The following is an 18,857-nucleotide window of genomic DNA, read 5'->3' as shown; positions in this document are numbered from 1 at the left end:
CTTGTCCTCTCTCTTCTCGGAGAACGGTGGACCGTTGACGGTCAACATGAATTCTCGCACTCTCGAAGCGAAGCACTCGACAACGCTCTTTCTCGGTTAATCTTTAAGAAGGACGGATCCTAGCTATTGGACGGCAAACCTGAGGACTGCTTTTCCCAGCGCACAGCGTGTTCCCTCAAGCATTAAGCGGGTTTTCCGGTCGCGAAGCAGAACTGGCCTGCGTCAACGGACCGGCATTCTTCTCCAAATAACTTCACTGCTACTGAACACCGAAGCCTGATCTCTCAAACGAGACTGCGAAAATGTGCACATTAGCCAGCTGAGGAAAGACTATGCTTTTCAACGGTTTATCAAGAAGATCACTACAACGATAGTACAGCATGCACTTGATTCTCTCTGTATTCCCAGTATTATCGTATCTGCCGGAAAACACGAACGCAATTTCCTCTCCAGTCGATGGCCCTCCGCACCAATCGGAAAACGACAACTGGATCATTTGCTGCGAACCATCTTCGTAGATCAGCTGCGCTTCACCGACGTAGTCACCATGGTTCGCCGAACCGAGGATACAGATACGACTGAATACTTCTGCTGGAAATGTAATCGCCTGGCCCGTGAGTCTTAGGTTGTCGTCGCCTTTGATGTTCATTAAGAATCTAGTCTCACCAACAGAAAGGAATCCTGATTCTAGCTCTCTCTCCAGCTCTGCAGATATGTAAGAAGCTCCAAATAATCCCTGAGGGTTGTCGAAATTCGCCGTTTTTCTCTCATCGGAAGATGCAATTCCGTTGTTGTTGAATAGCTCTTCAAGATTCAAATGAACGAACCCGTCCTGTTCGACAACATCCACTACCAGTGACGGTGGTACTTCAGTAATCTTTCTCTCTCTTTCAAAGATCCTACCGTTTGCAATTGAAATACCTTCTTGCGCTTCCTCGCTTCCACGGAAATTGAGAATAAAGGAGACATCTTCTCCTGGATCGTAAGCAACCACCAAATTCGGCACGAGAATTATCTGATCGAGATCGAAACTACCTTCGGTTATTCTTCCTCCCACCGTGAAGGTAGATTCATTACCTGTACCTTTTACAGTACCGATTTTGAGAATGGCTCTCCGCTCTAGGCTGACTACCTTCTCTGATCTGGAATCCCCAAGCCTCAAGGTAAAGACCACTTCGTTAGCTTTGACTTCATTTAGAGCTGCAAATACTGAATATGATGTCTCGGCAAGTGTTATTGGCATACGAAGACTGAATGCTCCTGAGATGTTTATTACGGCATTGCCCGAAAAGCCGGTACCCTGGATTATCGCTGATTCGGAAAGGCCAGCCCTCATGGATTCTGCTTCAACTACCTCAACCGGCGCAAGTATCTCTACTTCACCAGAAAAGAACCGTTCGTACTGATCGGGAAGCCTACTGATCCTTTCGAGAGAAAGAAGCATGGAAATCGTAGATTCTGCTCCTGCATTTCTATTTACGTGTGAGAATTCAAGTCCGTCAAATCCCTCTCCGTTCCTCCCTATCATTGACTGGTTCAACTTGTTGACACCAAGGAACCAGCTTCCAAGAAGAGCCGTTGTAGAGGCAATCTCATCATCTTCGGTCAGTTCATACAGCATATACCCTGCTGAAATCGCGGCTTCTGCAGCATAGGCTATCTGTGGGAAAAGTTGCAAGTATTGAGACAATGAGTATAGAGGCCCCGCATTCAGCAGAAGCGCCGAGCTTCGCTTGAAAGCCTCTACAGAAGCTTCAAGAAGATTGTCGTCTTCTAGAATCGCACTTGCCAAAGCTATTGCTTCCAGCTGCCTCGAACCCCAACCGTGCCAGTAATACTTCGATTCTGAAGGTGGTGCCTCGTCTACAAGACCGTCAAAAAGCGAGTCGTTATTCAGAACCAGCTTATCTCGAATAGCAGAAGAACACCTTTCAACGAAACTTCCCACGAGTGCATCGTTGCCTATCATGAACAACTCGGCGGCTCCAAGAAGAACAACGGATGAGAGGTCGGTGTAGCCATGAATAAGACCGTCCTGTTCAAAGCTGATTATTCTTCGGAAGCACCTATGTGCAGCTTCAGTCAGTTTAACAGAAAACTCGGGGTCACAATCTTGAGATATCCGTGCTCCGGTTGTAAGCGCCCATAATGCTCGAGCTGCCCACCAGTTTCCTCCTTTTCTGGAAGTAGGCCCATTTAGGTTTATTCTTCCATCTTCGAATACGAAATTGTAGAAGTCCCCATCGACATCCTGCATTGAAAGTACAAATTCCAGCGCTTCTTTTGCCCGTCCGAAGTACTCAGGTTTTCCTGAAGTCTCAAAGAGTCTCAAATAAAGTATCGCCGCCCTCGCCACATCATCAACACATGTAACTCCTTCGCCGGGAGCATCGGCATGTTTGTAGCTTCCATCGGGAAGTCTGTCAGCATAAATCCAGTAACCAACTCTTGTGACATTCTCAATCGAGAACTCGTCTCTAAGGAATTCCAGATGTCCTAGATTAAGCTGAACCTCCATCCCGATAAGCAAGACTGAAGCAAGAGATAAGAGCAAGACGATTACCTTCTTCATAGACACCTCCAAAATAAAAGGGTGAGAGGCAACCTCTCACCCTAAAGCAAAGATCGATTATTCTCCTATCTTGAGTGACTGAATCTCCGACTTCTTGAGCTCAGCGAACTCGATTGAATCCTGAATTGAGTCGGCGTTGAATATCGAGTAGACTCTCTTGAAACTGACAACATCTCCTGCCGCAAAGCGCTTTACGTAGTCTTCCCAGTTTGAAGAGACATAACCTCTAGTGCTTTCGAAGATGTCAATCTCACCGGGCATCCATTCGAAGTATCCGTCCCTGAATTCCCTGCTCTCATATACCCAAGTAAGACCTCCTATCCATTTCTCGTAGTCGGCTACTACAACAGGTACTTCGGGGTTTATCTCTGCGACACCCAATTTCAATGACAACGAGTAGTTGGCTCTCCAGCTTTCCTGAGAAGCAAATATGTACGTCGCACCCCACCAAAGCGGTCTCATTGAATCTACAGCAGGGAAGACAATATAGGGCTTGTTTCCGAAATACATTATCGCATTTCTCTCAAGCCAGTATTCTAGTGGTGTAATATTAAGCTGATCGGCCCAGAGAAGTCTTCTGAATACAGGAAGCGTATGGACCGTGTCTTCAGCTACGTCAGTCAATACTCTTGTTGCCATTATCTGTAGTTTCATTAGTTCGGCATATGTCGCAAATTCAAAGGTGTTGTGAGAAATTATATCCCCATTGCTGAAGATTGTGGTGATGATTTTTTGAGTTACACCCAGGAAAGGTTTCGCTTCAAGCGTGCTAACAACAGTGATTCCTACGGGCCCGGCAGGAAGAACCGAGACTTCCTTGACTGCAAAATCCCCCGACGTCTTTTCTTCGTGCCTGCCAAACTCTCCATCGATGTAATAGGTCGATCCAACATAACCCGACATCCTGACAATGCCTATCTCATCGACCACAGTTCCTTCCACATCTCCGAAACCAGTTACCTTAACGAGACCTTTGTTATTGGCAATTGCAGTTATTTCCCCGATTTCAATAACCCACTGCCCATCTTCCTCAGTTACTTTTCCTACCGACTGGTAGGTTGGGGGAAGAATGTCAAAGTTGTCACTAACCGTTATCTCTGCAGGACCTGTGATCAAGAAGGAGAGAATATCCCCGGATGAGAGCCTTCCATTCAGATCGGCATCATCAATTTGATACGGAAGCTCCTTTCCGTCTTGAACAACTCTTAATGAGTCCCAGTTGGCATCGAAGTCAACCCCAACGAGATCAAGAATATCACTCATGGCAATTGTAACGGCAACAGGCTCCCCGGTGAAGGAATTGACAGACACGGGAACCCTTATAGTCTCTGCAACTAAAAAGACCGAAAGCACTATGAAGAAAAGAACCAAGAACCTCTTCATACAAACACCTCCTAGAAGTCGATGTGAAATCGCTTACATATCACTTAAGATTATAGAATCTTGTCACTTCTTTGATCTAGAATGATATGGAATCAAAAATAATGACTTACGAAGATTATCGGCAATCAATTGGTAATATAACCTGATTCCGCACTAACTTTACTTTTTTCGTCTAACTTTAATCAACTTTGATACCTACGATTATTTAAGACATGCAAAACGGCATATTACTGACTTAATAGCTCTAAATACTAACTGAATGGCTTTATTAGTTGCTACTCGAATGTGATTATCGAGCCTCAATCGAGGTATATTACTTTTAGAGATGTAAGCGTTTACATAGCTAGAGGTGATTTACTTGTCGGCAAAACTATCTGATGTCGCACGACTGGCAGAAGTATCAACCGCAACAGTTTCAAGAGTGCTGAATAAGAGCGGCTACGTTTCGAAGAAGGCAAGAGAAAAGGTCTTGTCAGCCATAGAAGAACTCGAGTACAAACCCTCAAAAGTTGCAAGCTACCTTGCAAGCAGAAAGCTTGACTTCAACATCGGCATCGTCGCTGGCAGAAGATTGTTTAAGATTCTTTCCAGCAAATCTGATCAGTTTTACACTATCGTTCTTAATGGAATTGAGGAGTTCTTTCTAAACAACAACATGAGAGGAGAATTAGTATCGACAGATGAGTTCTCGAATAGTTTTGACGGATATCTGATGATAGGTGGAGAAATAAGCGAGAAAGATGTGAGAATGGTCAAAGAGGGCGGGAAACCTGTTGTGCTGGTCGATCAGTATCTTGCCGGTGTCAAGGTAGACTGTGTTGTTTCTGATGGTTACGATGGAGCTGTATATGGAATGAGAAAGCTCTTCTCAAAAGGTCTGAAGAAGATAGTGAACATCCATGGTCCCCTGTCTCACTTTGGTTTCAGAGATAGATACGACGGGTATATCTCAGCAATGGAAAGCGCCGGCTACTTGCCTAGAGCATTTGAATACGACGAAGAAAACGACAATATGAGCGCGATTATAGACCTTTTGCTTTCAAGATACGGGCTTCCAGACGCAGTATTCGGGTGTAATGATACGGCCGCAATCAGAGCAATGGAAGAGTTTCAGGCAAGAGGCATAAAAATACCAGAAGAGGCATCGATTATGGGATTTGATGACATTATAAACTCTTCCGGTACCACCCCTTCGTTGACGACATTCAAGATCTTCAAGCGTGAGATGGGGGTTGTAGCATCAAGAAGACTGCAGAGTCTGCTAATTGGCAATGAACCTCATCCTACAAAGATTTCTCTGTTTACCGAATTTGTCCAGAGAGAGAGCACTTTATAGAAAAGGAGGTAAAGATCGTGAAAAAACTAATTCTGTTAACGGTATTCCTGTGCCTTATCTCGGGATTACTTGGCGTTGAGCTTGTCTTCTGGACAGCGCCAAATCCTCTTCAAGAGAGTTTCTGGAAAGAAGTGGTTTCCGAGTGGAATCAGAACAACCCGGATATCCAGATAAAGTGGTCAACGATCCCGGCTGCCGGTAGCTCAGAGGAGGCTATACTCACATCAATCGCATCGGGAAGAATGCCTGACATCTGCACGAACATCTTCTCGGGTTTCGCAGCACAACTTATCGAAGCAGACATACTTGTTCCGCTAAACTCCTTCCCGGATTTCTGGGAGCTAATGGAGAAGAGGAAGATGACTTCAATAGTCGAAAGCTGGAAATTTGGAAACGACTATTACGTGCTCCCAATATACTCGAATCCGATTATGATGTGGTGGAGATCGGACATACTGAAAGAGCTGGGATATGATAGGCCGCCCAGAACATACTCGGAGATCTATGAAATCAGTGAGAAGTATTCCGTCCCTTACGAGAAGTATGGAACATTGGTCGTAATGGGCAGAAACTGGTACGACAGATGGTATGATTTCATAACCTATTACTATGCGGCAAGCGAGGGCTCCCCATACCTGGATGTTGAGAAAGCAAGAGCTCTCTTCAACAACGATACGGGGAAAGAAGTCGTCACATTCATAGATACCATGTTCAGAAACAACTGGACGGCGGTCGACCTCGGAAGCAACCCATTCTACTTCGGAGTAGTTCTTGGTGGTATATTCGGGCCTTGGGAGATCAATCAGGCGAGGAACCTCTTCCCTGATGTCTTTGACCACATTGCAATCGCTCCACCTCCAGTCCCGGACGACTATCCAGAAGACAAACCAATATACACGTTCGCAGATACTAAGGGACTGGTAATGTTTGCAACAACAAAGCATAAGGAAGCCGCATGGAAGTTCATCAAGTGGGTTTACTCAGATATTGAGAAAGATCGGAAATGGATGGAAGTTACCAACCTTCCTCCTGCAAGAGAGGATCTGCTATCTAACCCCATCTTTCAAGAATACATGGATGAGAACCCAAAGTTCGCCGCTTACGCTAGCCATGTTGCCTATGCTGTCCCGCCCGCATTAACCACCAAGACTGTTGAGGTTCAAGATATTCTCACGACATTTCTCATCGAACAAATAATGTATGGAAAATCCACTCCATTCGAAGCTTTGAGCGATGCGGCAACAAGAGTAAGAAGAGAACTCTTCTAAGAGAAGAGGTGATTTTGAGTGAGGAAGAGATTGAAAACCATCGACGCAATAAAGGGCTGGTCTCTGTCAGGAGGATACCTAGTATATACAGCGATTTTCTGGGGGTACCCGTTCGTATGGTTACTGATTCTGGCACTCTCGAAATGGAATTACTTCACACCCAGGAAGTTTATCTGGTTTGACAATTTCATTAAGCTCTTCCAGGATGAGCTATTCTGGAGGGTCTTCCTGAACACCTTCAATTTCATGCTTTACTTCATCCCAATGGTTCTCGGTCTCTCCTTACTCTTTGCTCTTGGCCTGAAGAAGGTGAAGATGTTCAGGACCTTCTTCATACTGGCATTTCTCGTTGCCAACGTCTCCTCCGGAGTCGCCTACTCGATCATATTCCAAAAGCTGTTTGCGATAAACGGTCCCTTAAACAGCATTACTAGGTCTATTTTCGGAATCACAATCCCCTGGTTTAGCAGTCCACAGCTGGCAACGCTATCTATCGCTGTGATGGTAACCTGGAAATTCATTGGTTACTACGGTCTCATTCTTTTCTCAGGGCTTCAGGCAATACCGGAGAGTCTATATGAATCTGCTGAACTGGATGGAGCAGGAAAGATGACCAGATTTTTCAGGATCACTCTGCCCCTTATAAATCCGTCGATAGTTATGGTTCTGGTTCTCTCCCTTACTCTAACTTTTGGAATATTCACCGAGCCCTTCCTCATTACGGGAGGAGGTCCGATGAGAACCACATATACATTCCAGATGCTCATCTACACGACAGCATTCCAGAAAATCAATCCGGGATACGCATCGGCGTTGGCAATCATAGTGGCTCTTCTGAGTTACGGATGCGTGTTGCTCACCAGGAAGCTTGTTGAAAGAGAGGTGGAGATGGTATGAAGAAAATACCGATGATTATCCTTTATGTCATTCTCTTTGCCGCCTCCGTCGTATGGATCTACCCATATATATGGATGCTGCTATCGTCTTTCAAGCCAACTAATGAAATCTATGGCGGATTCCTGCCGAGCCGGTTCACCCTTGATAATTATAGATTCATTCTAGAAGCCGCCGACAAGATGGAGAGACCGTTTATTCAAGCTCTTGGCAATTCGATATTCATATCTGTAACCGTTACCTTTGGAGTACTAGTGACCTCGGCTCTCGTTGGCTTCGGACTATCAAGGCTAAGTTTCAAAGGAAGAAATGTGATATTCAATTTCATAATATTTCAGATGATATTCCCGGGATTTCTTTTTATTGTCCCTTTATATGTCCTCATAAGGAATCTCGGTCTAATTGACACCAGAACGGCCCTCATACTTCCTTCCCTCGTTTCCGCTTGGGGTGTCTTCATGTTTACGCAGTCCTTCAGAGCCGTTCCAAACGAATACCTTGAAGCAGCTAGAATGGATGGAGCAAACGACCTCTGGATAATCACGAAGGTGTTGATCCCGCTAACTAGCTCGACCGTCTCTATCGTTGGACTCTTCACATTCATCGGAATATGGGATAATTTCATGTGGCCTCTAATAGTTGTCAGCGATTATTCAAAGATGCCGCTTTCAGTACTTTTGGCAAGCTTCAATATGCAGTACGGAAGTTACCTGGGACCGGTTCTTGCAGGTTCTGTCCTTCAGACTATGCCCATGGTAGTCATATTTCTGGTGTTCAGAAAGTACTTCCTTCAAGGAATCTCTATGTCATTGAAATAAGGAGTGAGAGTTGTGATCAAACTGAAAAGACATCCGTTAAACCCTCTTATCTCTCCGATCCCGCAACATCACTGGGAATCTAAGTATGTTTTCAACTGTGCCGTTGTCAAACGAAAAAAAGTCTTTCACATGCTATACAGGGCCCAGGGAGAAGATATGGTTTCAAGAATGGGCTACGCCGTTTCACTCGACGGTGTTAGATTCAACAGACTTGAGAAGCCGGTCTTTACTCCCGGAAGTCAATGGGAGCTTTACGGCGTTGAGGACCCCAGGCTAACGGAGCTGGAGGGAAAAGTCTTCATGCAATACACGGCCTATTCTCCTCTTGGTGTACGAATTTCGATGGCTTCAACGACTGATTTTCTCCGCTGGGAGCGTCACGGAGTAATTATCCCGGATGTCGACAACAAGGATGCAGCACTGTTTCCGGAGAAGGTGAACGGACGCTACATTATGTTCCACAGAATCGAACCGGACATGTATCTGGCGTATTCAGACGATCTCAATACCTGGACACGATTCACTTCTATAGCCGGTCCGAGACCCAGCATGTGGGACAATCTGAAGATTGGGGTAGGTGCTCCACCTATCAAAACTAAATACGGGTGGCTTGTACTGTATCACGGCGTGGAAGACACTCCTAGACCTACTTACAGACTGGGGTTCATGTTACTAGACTCAGAGAACCCTGAGAAGGTCATAAAGAGAAGCAATGAACCGATTCTTGAACCAGAAGAAGAGTGGGAAGTGTTTGGAGGCGTCCCAAATGTCGTTTTTTCCGATGCAATGGTGGAACACGAAGGACACTATTATGTTTATTATGGGGCGGCAGACAACCTTATCGCTCTGGCCACAATCGAGAAAGAGGTTGTGATCAACTGGATAAGGAGTTGATTATGTGAGAAGACTACTGCTTGTGGTATTGCTCTCTCTATGTTCATCGGTATTTTCCATTTCGATAGAGTTTGAATCGCTATATAACATTGAAAGAGCATCTGAGCTTCCTATAGTGATGCCTCAAGGTGTCGGGTGGGAGAGCAAGGCCGTATTCAATCCGGCAGCTATAGTTATTGACTCGACTGTCTATCTTCTCTACAGATCGGAAGACTGGGCCGGCACAGGTAGATGGAATGGCACATCAAGGATTGGCCTGGCGACATCGGCAGATGGCTTCGAGTTCTCAAGGCGGTCAGATCCTCTGATTTCGCCAACGGAATCATACGAGATCCCGGGAGGCTGCGAAGATCCTCGAATAGTGAAGATAGACGATACCTATATACTTACCTACACGGGTTATGATGGGGGGAAGGCGAGACTGTGCATAGCCGTCTCAAAGGACTTCGAAGAGTGGGAGAAATTGGGCCCGGTATTCAAAGACGATACCTGGTCAAAGTCAGGCGCAATCGTCCCTGCCAAGATTGATGGGAAGTACTTCATGTACTTTGGAGATTCCTCTATAAAACTCGCTTATTCCACCGACCTCAGAAATTGGACGGTATTTCCCCGTCCCGTATTGGAACCAAGACAGGGTTACTTCGACAGCAGACTGATAGAGCCGGGACCGACGCCCATTATAACAGAAGAGGGGATTCTTCTCATATACAACAGCGCCGACTTTTCCACGATCTACAGGCCGGGGGCTGCGCTATTTGATATAAGCAATCCCAGAAAACTTATAATGAGGACTGACAGGTTTCTCGCAGAACCTGAACTTATTTGGGAAAAACAAGGGCAGGTCCCAAACGTGATATTTATCGAAGGAGCCGTAGTTCATGAAGAAAAGCTGATTCTGTACTATGGTGCAGCAGACACCTACATTGGAGCGTTCGTTGTTGATCTTAGTAGCTGAGACTGTGAATCTTTGGTAATGAAGACATCTACAATCTCTTGTTGTCCTTACCGGGGCTCCTTTTCTGGGCCCCTTTCTTCAGCGATTCAATCTCCCTCTTGCTTAGCCTTTTTATGTCACCTGGATTTGGAACAAGAGATATGCCAAGAGTGCCTATAGCAACTCTGACAAGAGTGGAAACCTGTTTGTTGAATACCCTAAGAATCTCCCTAATTTCTCGTTTGTGGCCTTCGTGAATCGTAATCGAATACTTCGACAGATCTTCATCACTTCTGACCAGTCTTATCTTTGCCGGAGCTGTTCTGAATCCATCGGCAAGTGTAACACCAGCCCTCACAGCTTCGATATCCTGATCGGTAAGTCTTCCCTTTATTCCCACGACGTAAGTCTTCTCTATCTCTGAAGAAGGATGAGAAACGAGATTAGCGAGATCACCATCATTCGTCATGATTATTAATCCGCAGCTGTCTTGGTCCAGTCTGCCTACGTGAAATACTCTCTCCTTAATCCTTTCACTTATCAGATCAGCCAACGTCTTTCTTCCACGATCATCGCTCATGGCGCTGAGATAACCAAGAGGTTTGTTAACCAAATATACGACTTTTTCTTCTATGGAAAAGCTTAGCTTACTTCCGTCAAGAAGAATTTCTGAAGACTCCGGAATTACATCAAGTCTCGGGTATGTCTCGATCCTGCCGTTCACCTTCACTCTCCCGTCCAGGATCGCTTGAGTCGACTTCCTTCTCGACATTCCCGTTATCTGTGAGATCATCTCGTGAAGCCTCAAAACTATCTTCCCCCCCGCCAATAGCCAACCCCTGAACAATCTCCGCGAGATCGTCAACCTGGAACAATTCGTAGAAGCGCGAACTGACTTTGTAGAGGTAAGGTCTGCCCGGCAGCTTCGATTTCCTCTTGCCCACAAGTCCCATCTTAGACAGCTCTAAAAGCTGGGCTTGAGAAGACCTTCCTCTTATTAGTTCAACATCATTTCTTGTTAGCGGTCCCTTCACAGCCACAGTCGCCAAAACTTCCATCTGAGTGTCGGTAATGCTCACCAGAGGTCTCACCGATATTTGACTTACATATGACTGAATCGATGCTTTGGTATAGAATCTGAGCCTGCCGTTAACGGACTTAATCATTACACCGTGATCATGTCCTTGGTATTCTCCCTCTAGCTCTTCAAGCAGTAACATAACCTGATTCAGCTTCATACCGATAATCGACGCGATTCTTGACGGCTCAATGCCGCTTCTTGCAGAGAAGATCAGCGCTTCGATAATTGCCTTCTTTGTCAATTCCTCGTTCACTAGACCCTCCTTCTGAGAACGAGAGGCTCTACACTTTCAAGATAGTACCTGTTGAGCTTCAGGAGTTCAAGCACTGCAAGAAAGGAGACAATTACTTCCGATCTGCTTTCGAGATCCATAAGGAACTTGTACAGCTCAATTGTCTCATAGAGCTGTTCTATCTGAAGCATTCGGTCTTCAACGTTTATGCTCTCGGAAACGATTGTATATACTCTTTCTCTTAATACCGTCTCCTTTAGAATGGCTTTGAAAGCTTCCGTAAGTTCGTCCGGAAGATCCTCTTTCCTCTTCTGATCAACTACCGGTTTGGCTGTTGCCCTTTCATAGCTGTAAGCATCGTAGAGCTTTACCCGGAATTCTTTTGACAGGTCCTTTAAGGCCCTATACTCCTCTACGCTTTTGTAGAGTTCTTTCTGCTGATTTTCAAACACTTCGGCTTCATTATTGCTCATTCTGGGGAGCAGAGCCTTGGACTTCATCTCCATGAGAGTTGAAGCCATCACCAGGAAATCGGAAGTCACTACCATATCCAGAGATTTCATCTTGTTGACGTGTGCAATGAACTCGTCTGCTATGACTGTGATGGGGATCGAACGAATGTCTACCCGGTGTTTCCTGACTAAATACACGAGCAAGTCAAGCGGTCCTTCGAATTCAGGGAAACTGAAGACCAGTTCAAGCTGTTCCACCTTCACCACCCCAGCTTAGTTGCTTCAAGAACCCTCTTCATTGTCTCCTTAGCCACTTCTGCAGCTCTTCGATTTCCATCTTCGATTATCTCGGAAAGCTCCTCACAGTTTTCTTTCAGATAGGACAGCCTCTCCCAAACAGGGGAGAGTCTTTCAACCAGGTTCTGCTGAAGGAGTCTCTTACACTCCAAACAGCCGATTCCTGCAGTCTTGCATCCTTGAACGACCCAAGACTTCTCTTCATCGGAGGAAGTGAAAGCCTTATGATAATCCCATACAGGACATTTTTCCGGATCTCCCGGATCGGTTCTTCTCTTTCTCGCCGGATCCGTCATCATCGGAGCAATCATCTTCCAGAGCTCTTTCTCATCCGTATCGATCAGAATGTAGTTCCCGTAGCTCTTGGACATCTTTCTGCCATCAGTTCCCGGAAGCTTGGGCACTTTAGCAAGAATCGGTTCCGGCTCTGGGAACACTTCGCCAAACTGATTGTTGAACCTTCTTGCAATTTCCCTTGTAAGCTCAACATGATAAACCTGATCCTCACCAACCGGAACTCCTGTCGCCAGATACATGAGAATATCCGCTGCCTGAAGAACAGGGTATAGCAAAAACCCTCCACTTGAAAGGTCCTTGTTTGTGATCTGCTCCTTCTGATCCTTGAAAGTCGGCACCCTTTCCAATCTCGAAACAGACACGAGCATAGAGAAATACAGGAACAGCTCCGCGTGCTCCTTAATTGCAGACTGAACAAAGAGAACTGATTTCTCGGGATCTAGACCAACTGAGACGTATGTTCGGACGATGTCAAGACTCCAGTCATAGAAGTTAGAACTTTCATCTATATGGGAAGTGAGGCCATGCCAGTTAGCCACGAAGTAAAAGCATTCATTTCCCTGGTCCTGCAGCTCTTTCCATTTCTCAAGAGTTACGAAATGCCCTAGATGAAGTCTGCCGGTCGAGCGCATGCCACTGAGAACTCGCACTGAAATCCCTCCAAACCGAAAAGCCCGATATACAACTAATATCGATCGTCAACTGCGATCGCAAAGGTATCTACAATGTATTTTAGCACAGAATGATGTTATCATATTCTCAGGACCAATCTAATAATAATCGGGAGGTTACATATGAAATTCAATACCCTTCTCATCATACTCGTTGTTGTTATGGTTGGGATGACTGCAGTCAACATGTTTATGGCATTTAACAACAGACTTGATATTGACACTCTGTCATCCACCAGCAACTATTCATATGACTACGAAGGTCGAGCCACCTTGGATATTGAAACCGAGATCATCTTCAATAAACCAAATCAGATGACACAGTTTCTCGAGCAATACGATAAACCTCAGCAAGAACAGTTCGCAGACTTCCAGGAGTCAATGACCCAGTTTGCAGAGAGCTTCAACCGGGCTATGTATGTAGAGGACTTTCAGTCGACCGCAACGGTTCTCGGTTCTAACAGAGTAAGAGTAATTGAGCATGCCGTTATTTCGGGCTTTGCTGCCGTTGAAGAAGGAGTAGTAAACACTGATATGGGAGATATGGAGTTCGATCTTACAGGGGAAGCCTATTCACTTACTATCTCAATTCCGCCAGGCGCAACGATTATCGAAGTCAATCCCACACCAACAGTTGTAGCAGACGGAAATGTATATATATGGGCAGACACTGGCAAGACGAACTTTCCAAAGATTCAGTTTGCAAGAGGTGAGTGAAGTCAGTCAAGAAGCCAAGTCGTTCCTTTCTCTTCTAAAAGAATCTACCAATACCTCAGTACTAACCGGTGCCGGCGTTTCTGTTGCCAGTGGTATTCCAGATTTTAGAAGTCCCGGGGGCCTATACAGCAAAGTCTCTCCAGAGATTTTCGAACTCAGTTCCTTTATGAAAGACCCTGCTGGTTACTACAAAGTAGCAAGAGAGAGAATACACACCATGGCTGACACAGTACCAAATGCCACCCACATACTTCTAGCGAGACTGCAAGAGATGGGATTGATTCAAACAATCATCACCCAGAATATCGACGGTCTCCTGCAAAAAGCTGGAGCAAGAGATGTCGTCGAGTTGCACGGAACAGTCTCCCTGTTTGATTGTCTTCAATGCAGCAGGAAGTTTGATAGGTCGGAGATGGAGCTCATTCTGGAAAGCGCTGATGTTCCGAAATGCAGCTGTGGAGGCCTAATAAAGCCAAGAATCGTCTTCTTTGGCGAGATGCTTCCCGAGAAGGCTATCAGAAGCTCTGAAGATGCTGCGCTTGCTGCAGATCTGTTTCTCGCATTAGGTTCTTCGCTCATGGTTTATCCTGCGGCTCAGTTTCCGGTAATTGCGAAATCATCTGGCGCCAGAGTGGCAATCGTGAATAGAGATGAGACTGGTCTCGATTATCTGGCCGACCATATTTTTAGGGTCGAACTTGAAGGGTTTTCTAAAGAAGTCATCAGCCTATTGGAAGCAGAATCATGAATCGGTAGTTCCCTGATAAGTCCTTTCTGAACTCGCAAGAGTAACCTTCGATCTCCGAAAAGAGTTTGCGAAGACCGTCCGTCTCGTACTGAGAAATTTCCAGATATACCCTCTTTCCACGCGGGAGGTTCCTGAAAAACTCCCTGTAGAAGTCAAGTCCATCCTTACCGCCGTCAAGGGCAGTCAACGGTTCGTGATTTTTTATGCTGACATCGAGCAAATCGATATCTGTTGTTCTTATATAAGGCGGGTTGGAAACCAAAACCTCGACAGAGTTCAGGTATTCTCCGAGTCCGTTGAGATTGTCTCCGTCAATGAATTTCACGTTAGATATCCCGTTATTTCTGGCATTCTGCTCCGCAAGAGCGATTGCCTCCGTTGAGATGTCGGTCGCGAATACAGTAGCTGAGGGAAGACTTCGCGCAAGAGCGCAGGCTATCGCTCCACTTCCCGTTCCGATATCGGCAAAGACTTTAGAGTCTTTTTCTTCCTCAATAACGATCTCAACCAACTCTTCAGTTTCGCTGCGGGGAATGAGCACACAAGGGGAAAGCTCTAGTCTAATTCCAAAAAAATCTTTGTAGCCAAGCACGTAGTCTATTGGCTCTCCTTTGGCAACTCTTTTCACTGCCGAAAAAAACTCAACGGTCAGAGAAGATTCGATTTCTCTTTTAGTATCAAGAAGCAGATCGACTTCAGTCAGCGATAGGATTTCCTTCGAAAGTAAGAACACAATAAAGCGGGAATTGTCGATTCCCGCTTCACTGAGCCTCTTTATTGATATCTCAATTAGCTCCCTTGATTTCACATTCCAAGAATCTTTCTGACGTCATCACTTGCCATCTCAGGCGTCCATGGTGGGTCAAAGGTAAGCTCAATCTTAACGTCCCCAATTCCCTCGATCTCGCTGACCTTTCTTCTTGCGTCTTCCGTCATCAGTCCGGCAAGGGGACACATCGGCGTCGTCAACGTCATCTTGATTCTCACATCTTTCCCATCCTGAATATTCACGCCGTAAACTAGTCCAAGAGAAACTATATCGAAGCCAATTTCGAGATCATAGACTTCTTCAAGAGCTTTCATTACATCTTCCTTTATGACACTCAATTCATTCTCCTCCATCTGCTTCATAGTATCTTTCTACTATGGCACTTTCTTTGAAAGGCTTAAATTCTTGTTCTTTCCAGACTCTCCATAACAAGTCCTTTTTCTCTTCGATCAGGTTCTTCTCGATCTCTTCCCTCACATCTTCAACACCCTGCGAACCTGCAGGAGAGTATGACTGAAGATAGATAACCGCGTATCTGTTGTCAAGAGTTACAACAGAAGAAAGCAATTCGCCGTCCGTTGGCTTGAAGAGGGACTTAACCAGTTCCGGATTGAGACTTTCAATTTCCTGCCTCGTGAAGCTTCCGGTAACAACTTCGGGAAAAGTGTCGAGAACGGAAGCTGGATTTGCATCTCTCGACGCGGCCTTCCATACAGAATAGGCTTCGGAGAATGAATCGAACAGGAGTACCTTCATGTTCGCTCTCTCTTCCTCCACAGCATACTTGGACGAATTGGCCATGTAATACTGCTCAATCTCCTCTTCTGTAACCGTAGCATTCATGGTGACTGCTTCATAGAGAGCATTAAGAACCTCTCTGTATGCAAGATCCCGGACAACTTTCGCCTCATAGGAACTCAATCCGTCGATGTATCCCCTAAGTATGTAGAAGAGATCTGCATCGGACTTCTCGATCTCCAATTCTGCCAGCGTATCCATAATAGACTTATTCACAACGCTCTTCAATGCTTCTGAGTTGGCCTCAATCCCAGCTTCTCTCGCGTACTGAATAAGAAGAGTCTCTTCAATCAACGCCTCCAGAGAATTCCTTTCATATTCTTCAAGCAACTTCTGACCGGCTTCCGTATTCAGAAGCATCTCAGAAAACAGAGGATCTACTTCTTCGATTCTTTTTGATATTTCAGTGTAGTTAGGCAGAACTTTAGAAAGAAAAGCGTCCATGGTGATAATCTCGCCATTTACCCTGGCGGCTATCCCACTCCCGGATAAATCCTCCGTTTGCGCGAATGTTGCTACAGTGAGTAACATAATAATCAGGGCAGCGATCAGCAGCTTCTTCAATTTGTACCCTCCTTCGCTTTTTCCCACAGGTGATTAAGCTCATCTATGGTCATGCTTTCAATATCCAGACCGTATCTCTCAATATGACTCTCCATCTCGTGAAAACGGTTCACGAATTTCTCTGTCGATCTTCTCAAAGCTGATTCAGGATCAACCTCGAGAAATCTCGATAAATTAGCAACTGTAAAGAGAAGGTCACCGATTTCCTCTTCAATCTTCTTTTTATCTCTTTCCTTTATAGCACAGTCCAGCTCTTCAATCTCTTCATTCAGTTTGTCGCGCGGACCATTCATATCTTCCCAATCAAATCCAACAACCGATGCATTTTCCTGAACCCTGCGGGCCAAACTAAGTGCTGGCAGCGCTTTGTTGACCTTGCCTATTGAAGAAGCGGGAGACTCATTTCCTCCCTTTTCCTTCGCTTTGATCTCTTCCCATTGGCGATAGGAGTAGCCTTTCGAATCGGAAAAGACGTGGGGATGCCTTCTGATAAGCTTTTCAGTCAACATACTGACAATATCCGTTATAGAAAACGCCCCTCTTTCGGCAGCAATCTGAGCGTGGAAGACTATCTGAAGGAGAACGTCGCCAAGCTCTTCTGCCAACTCATTGTCATTCCCTTTGTCTATAGCATCGAGAACCTCATAAGCCTCTTCTATCAGGTACGGTTTCAAGGACCTATGAGTCTGTTCTATATCCCATTCACAGCCTCCGGGAGATCTCAACTTCTTCATTGTTTCGATTAGTCTTACCCATTCGCTTTCCTCAAACTCGTCTCTCAATTCTTTGCCTCCATCTCAACCATGCCCGCTCTAAAAAGCCTTGCTCTGCCAACTCCCTCTTCATTTGACCAATGCGTTGCCAATTCCTTTGTGATCAGCTCTCTTATCGGCCTGAATGTCAATCTGTGCCACGTTGTTGGTCCGTATTTTCTCAGAGCCTGCAGATGTTTTTCTGTGCCATAACCCTTATGACTTCGATAGCCATATTCAGGATACAGAATGTCCAAAGAATCCATAATTCTATCTCTGAACACCTTTGCTACAATCGAGGCACTGGCTATCGATGCGCTCCTTCTATCTCCTCCGACTATGCACTCTCCCTTAACATCTAGATTAAGCGACTTTCCATCAACCAGAACGTAATTGGGCCTTTCGGATAAATTGTTCAGAGCCCTATTCATTGCAAGCCTTGTTGCAGCAAGAATGTTCAACAAGTCAATCTCCTCAGGCGACGAGACCCCAATACCAACTATAGAAGCCTCCATCACTCTATCGTATAGATACTCTCTTTCTTTTCTGCATAGAGCCTTGGAATCATAGACACCGTCCACAGGTTCGAGCGTAATGACTGCGGCGGCTACAACCGGACCTGACAGAGGACCTCTTCCCGCTTCGTCAACTCCGGCAACTGTTATGTAATCCTCTCTATATGAGACATCGAACCTTGTCAAATCGGCGAGCTCTCTTTCAGCTGATTTCATACTGAGATTATACATCACCATTCGGCGGCCTTCAGTCACCGTTATTATGCAAGTATAACCGTGAATGAACGCCACCAACGCTAGAATCAGTCATAACCCTGGTTAAGATGATGATATAATCTCTTGAGTAGTAACGGTTTCTTTCAACCAATACAAAGGGTTTGGAGGTGTAGTGATGTCCGGAAATGAAATCGAAAAGGAAGATGCAGCAGTTCTGGAGAAAAACCTGAGAACGATTTCTACGAGGATTAGAAGGGAAGGAAGAAAGGTTCTGAGGGACTTCCCGATCACTCCGGCCCAGTTCGATGTCCTGCAGGTCCTTTTCTTCAATGGAGAAAAGAGGATGAGTGACATCAGTCGCTGGCTTGGAATAACCAAGAGCACAACAACAGGTCTTGTGAAAAGGCTTATTGATGCTGATTTGGTAGAACGAAGACGTTCCGACAAAGATAGGAGATCATTCATAATCGACATTTCCGATTCTGGAAGAACACTTATAGAGAACGTTATCGATAGAAGAGTAGAGTACCTGAAATCGGTAATGACTGAAATAAAGTCCGATCAGGTAAAGGCTCTCGAGGTAATCGTCAAGAATCTTATAGAGATAATGGACTCTAAGAAAGCAAACGAATAATCGTCTGGAGGTATT

The 18,857-nt window shown here is 45.4% G+C and carries 20 protein-coding genes; 9 read left to right on the top strand and 11 right to left on the bottom strand.

The features are described from left to right. Positions 1–259 precede the first annotated feature (259 nt). Both B3157_RS04285 and B3157_RS04280 read right to left on the bottom strand, forming a co-directional pair. A complete protein-coding gene (locus B3157_RS04285; RefSeq protein ID WP_292589083.1) occupies positions 260–2,572 on the bottom strand; it encodes a hypothetical protein in 2,313 nt (770 codons plus the stop codon). Positions 2,573–2,629: 57 nt separating this feature from the next. Beyond that, a complete protein-coding gene (locus B3157_RS04280; RefSeq protein ID WP_099829640.1) occupies positions 2,630–3,955 on the bottom strand; it encodes a hypothetical protein in 1,326 nt (441 codons plus the stop codon). A gap of 358 nt (positions 3,956–4,313) precedes the next feature. Here B3157_RS04280 and B3157_RS04275 point away from each other — a divergent pair, with 358 nt between their 5' ends. From B3157_RS04275 to B3157_RS04250, 6 genes are read left to right on the top strand one after another with little or no spacing between them, the layout of a single operon-like run. After that, on the top strand, positions 4,314–5,291 hold the full coding sequence (locus tag B3157_RS04275) for a LacI family DNA-binding transcriptional regulator (RefSeq protein ID WP_099829639.1): 978 nt from the start codon (positions 4,314–4,316) through the stop codon (positions 5,289–5,291). Between the two features lie 17 nt (positions 5,292–5,308). Then, positions 5,309–6,559, top strand: coding sequence for an extracellular solute-binding protein (locus B3157_RS04270; protein ID WP_099829638.1), 1,251 nt, complete (start codon positions 5,309–5,311; stop codon positions 6,557–6,559). A gap of 18 nt (positions 6,560–6,577) precedes the next feature. Next, positions 6,578–7,456 (top strand): carbohydrate ABC transporter permease, encoded by an 879-nt coding sequence (locus tag B3157_RS04265; protein ID WP_214060120.1) that lies wholly within the window; start codon positions 6,578–6,580, stop codon positions 7,454–7,456. After that, positions 7,453–8,271, top strand: coding sequence for a carbohydrate ABC transporter permease (locus tag B3157_RS04260; RefSeq protein WP_292589078.1), 819 nt, complete (start codon positions 7,453–7,455; stop codon positions 8,269–8,271). Before B3157_RS04265 ends, B3157_RS04260 begins: the two co-directional genes overlap by 4 nt. Positions 8,272–8,283: 12 nt before the next feature. Next, entirely contained in the window at positions 8,284–9,165 is an 882-nt protein-coding gene (locus B3157_RS04255) for a glycosidase (RefSeq protein WP_099829635.1), read from the top strand. Between the two features lie 4 nt (positions 9,166–9,169). Continuing rightward, entirely contained in the window at positions 9,170–10,120 is a 951-nt protein-coding gene (locus B3157_RS04250) for a glycoside hydrolase family 130 protein (protein ID WP_102819064.1), read from the top strand. A gap of 28 nt (positions 10,121–10,148) precedes the next feature. Here B3157_RS04250 and B3157_RS04245 read toward each other — a convergent pair whose 3' ends face one another. From B3157_RS04245 to trpS, 4 genes are read right to left on the bottom strand one after another with little or no spacing between them, the layout of a single operon-like run. After that, positions 10,149–10,823 (bottom strand): pseudouridine synthase, encoded by a 675-nt coding sequence (locus tag B3157_RS04245; protein ID WP_292589075.1) that lies wholly within the window; start codon positions 10,821–10,823, stop codon positions 10,149–10,151. Next, positions 10,789–11,433 (bottom strand): SMC-Scp complex subunit ScpB, encoded by a 645-nt coding sequence (scpB, locus tag B3157_RS04240; RefSeq protein WP_099829632.1) that lies wholly within the window; start codon positions 11,431–11,433, stop codon positions 10,789–10,791. The genes B3157_RS04245 and scpB overlap by 35 nt, the downstream gene beginning before the upstream one ends. Then, on the bottom strand, positions 11,433–12,122 hold the full coding sequence (locus B3157_RS04235; protein ID WP_214078783.1) for a segregation and condensation protein A: 690 nt from the start codon (positions 12,120–12,122) through the stop codon (positions 11,433–11,435). The genes scpB and B3157_RS04235 overlap by 1 nt, the downstream gene beginning before the upstream one ends. A gap of 2 nt (positions 12,123–12,124) precedes the next feature. Further along, positions 12,125–13,108 carry a tryptophan--tRNA ligase gene (trpS, locus tag B3157_RS04230; protein ID WP_099829630.1) on the bottom strand — a complete coding sequence of 328 codons (984 nt, stop codon included), beginning with the start codon at positions 13,106–13,108 and terminating at the stop codon, positions 12,125–12,127. A gap of 144 nt (positions 13,109–13,252) precedes the next feature. On the opposite strand from trpS, the gene B3157_RS04225 reads away from it, so the two are divergent. Then, positions 13,253–13,846: a DUF4897 domain-containing protein gene (locus tag B3157_RS04225; protein WP_214060871.1), complete on the top strand. Its 594-nt coding sequence runs from the start codon at positions 13,253–13,255 to the stop codon at positions 13,844–13,846. Further along, positions 13,839–14,594: an SIR2 family NAD-dependent protein deacylase gene (locus tag B3157_RS04220; RefSeq protein ID WP_214060872.1), complete on the top strand. Its 756-nt coding sequence runs from the start codon at positions 13,839–13,841 to the stop codon at positions 14,592–14,594. Before B3157_RS04225 ends, B3157_RS04220 begins: the two co-directional genes overlap by 8 nt. On the opposite strand, the gene prmC is transcribed toward B3157_RS04220, so the two are convergent. Genes prmC through B3157_RS04195 form a run of 5 tightly spaced genes read right to left on the bottom strand, consistent with a single transcriptional unit; the run spans position 14,569 to position 18,208 of the window. Further along, positions 14,569–15,402: a peptide chain release factor N(5)-glutamine methyltransferase gene (gene prmC / locus B3157_RS04215; protein ID WP_214060873.1), complete on the bottom strand. Its 834-nt coding sequence runs from the start codon at positions 15,400–15,402 to the stop codon at positions 14,569–14,571. The genes B3157_RS04220 and prmC overlap by 26 nt on opposite strands. Continuing rightward, positions 15,399–15,701, bottom strand: coding sequence for a metal-sulfur cluster assembly factor (locus B3157_RS04210; RefSeq protein WP_099829627.1), 303 nt, complete (start codon positions 15,699–15,701; stop codon positions 15,399–15,401). Before B3157_RS04210 ends, prmC begins: the two co-directional genes overlap by 4 nt. A gap of 1 nt (position 15,702) precedes the next feature. Further along, positions 15,703–16,725, bottom strand: coding sequence for a SurA N-terminal domain-containing protein (locus B3157_RS04205; RefSeq protein WP_292589067.1), 1,023 nt, complete (start codon positions 16,723–16,725; stop codon positions 15,703–15,705). Next, entirely contained in the window at positions 16,722–17,507 is a 786-nt protein-coding gene (mazG, locus tag B3157_RS04200) for a nucleoside triphosphate pyrophosphohydrolase (RefSeq protein WP_214060874.1), read from the bottom strand. The genes B3157_RS04205 and mazG overlap by 4 nt, the downstream gene beginning before the upstream one ends. Beyond that, the gene (locus B3157_RS04195; RefSeq protein WP_243392286.1) at positions 17,504–18,208 is read right to left on the bottom strand and encodes a ribonuclease HII; all 705 of its coding nucleotides are present in this window, start codon (positions 18,206–18,208) and stop codon (positions 17,504–17,506) included. The genes mazG and B3157_RS04195 overlap by 4 nt, the downstream gene beginning before the upstream one ends. 175 nt (positions 18,209–18,383) lie before the next feature. Between B3157_RS04195 and B3157_RS04190 the strand changes: the two genes are divergently transcribed. Further along, a complete protein-coding gene (locus B3157_RS04190; RefSeq protein ID WP_099829624.1) occupies positions 18,384–18,842 on the top strand; it encodes a MarR family winged helix-turn-helix transcriptional regulator in 459 nt (152 codons plus the stop codon). The last annotated feature ends 15 nt before the right edge of the window (positions 18,843–18,857 follow it).

The organism is Mesotoga sp. UBA5557 (genome assembly GCF_002425715.1).
Classification (GTDB): Bacteria; Thermotogota; Thermotogae; order Petrotogales; family Kosmotogaceae; genus Mesotoga.
This window is presented reverse-complemented; position numbering and strand designations above follow the sequence as displayed.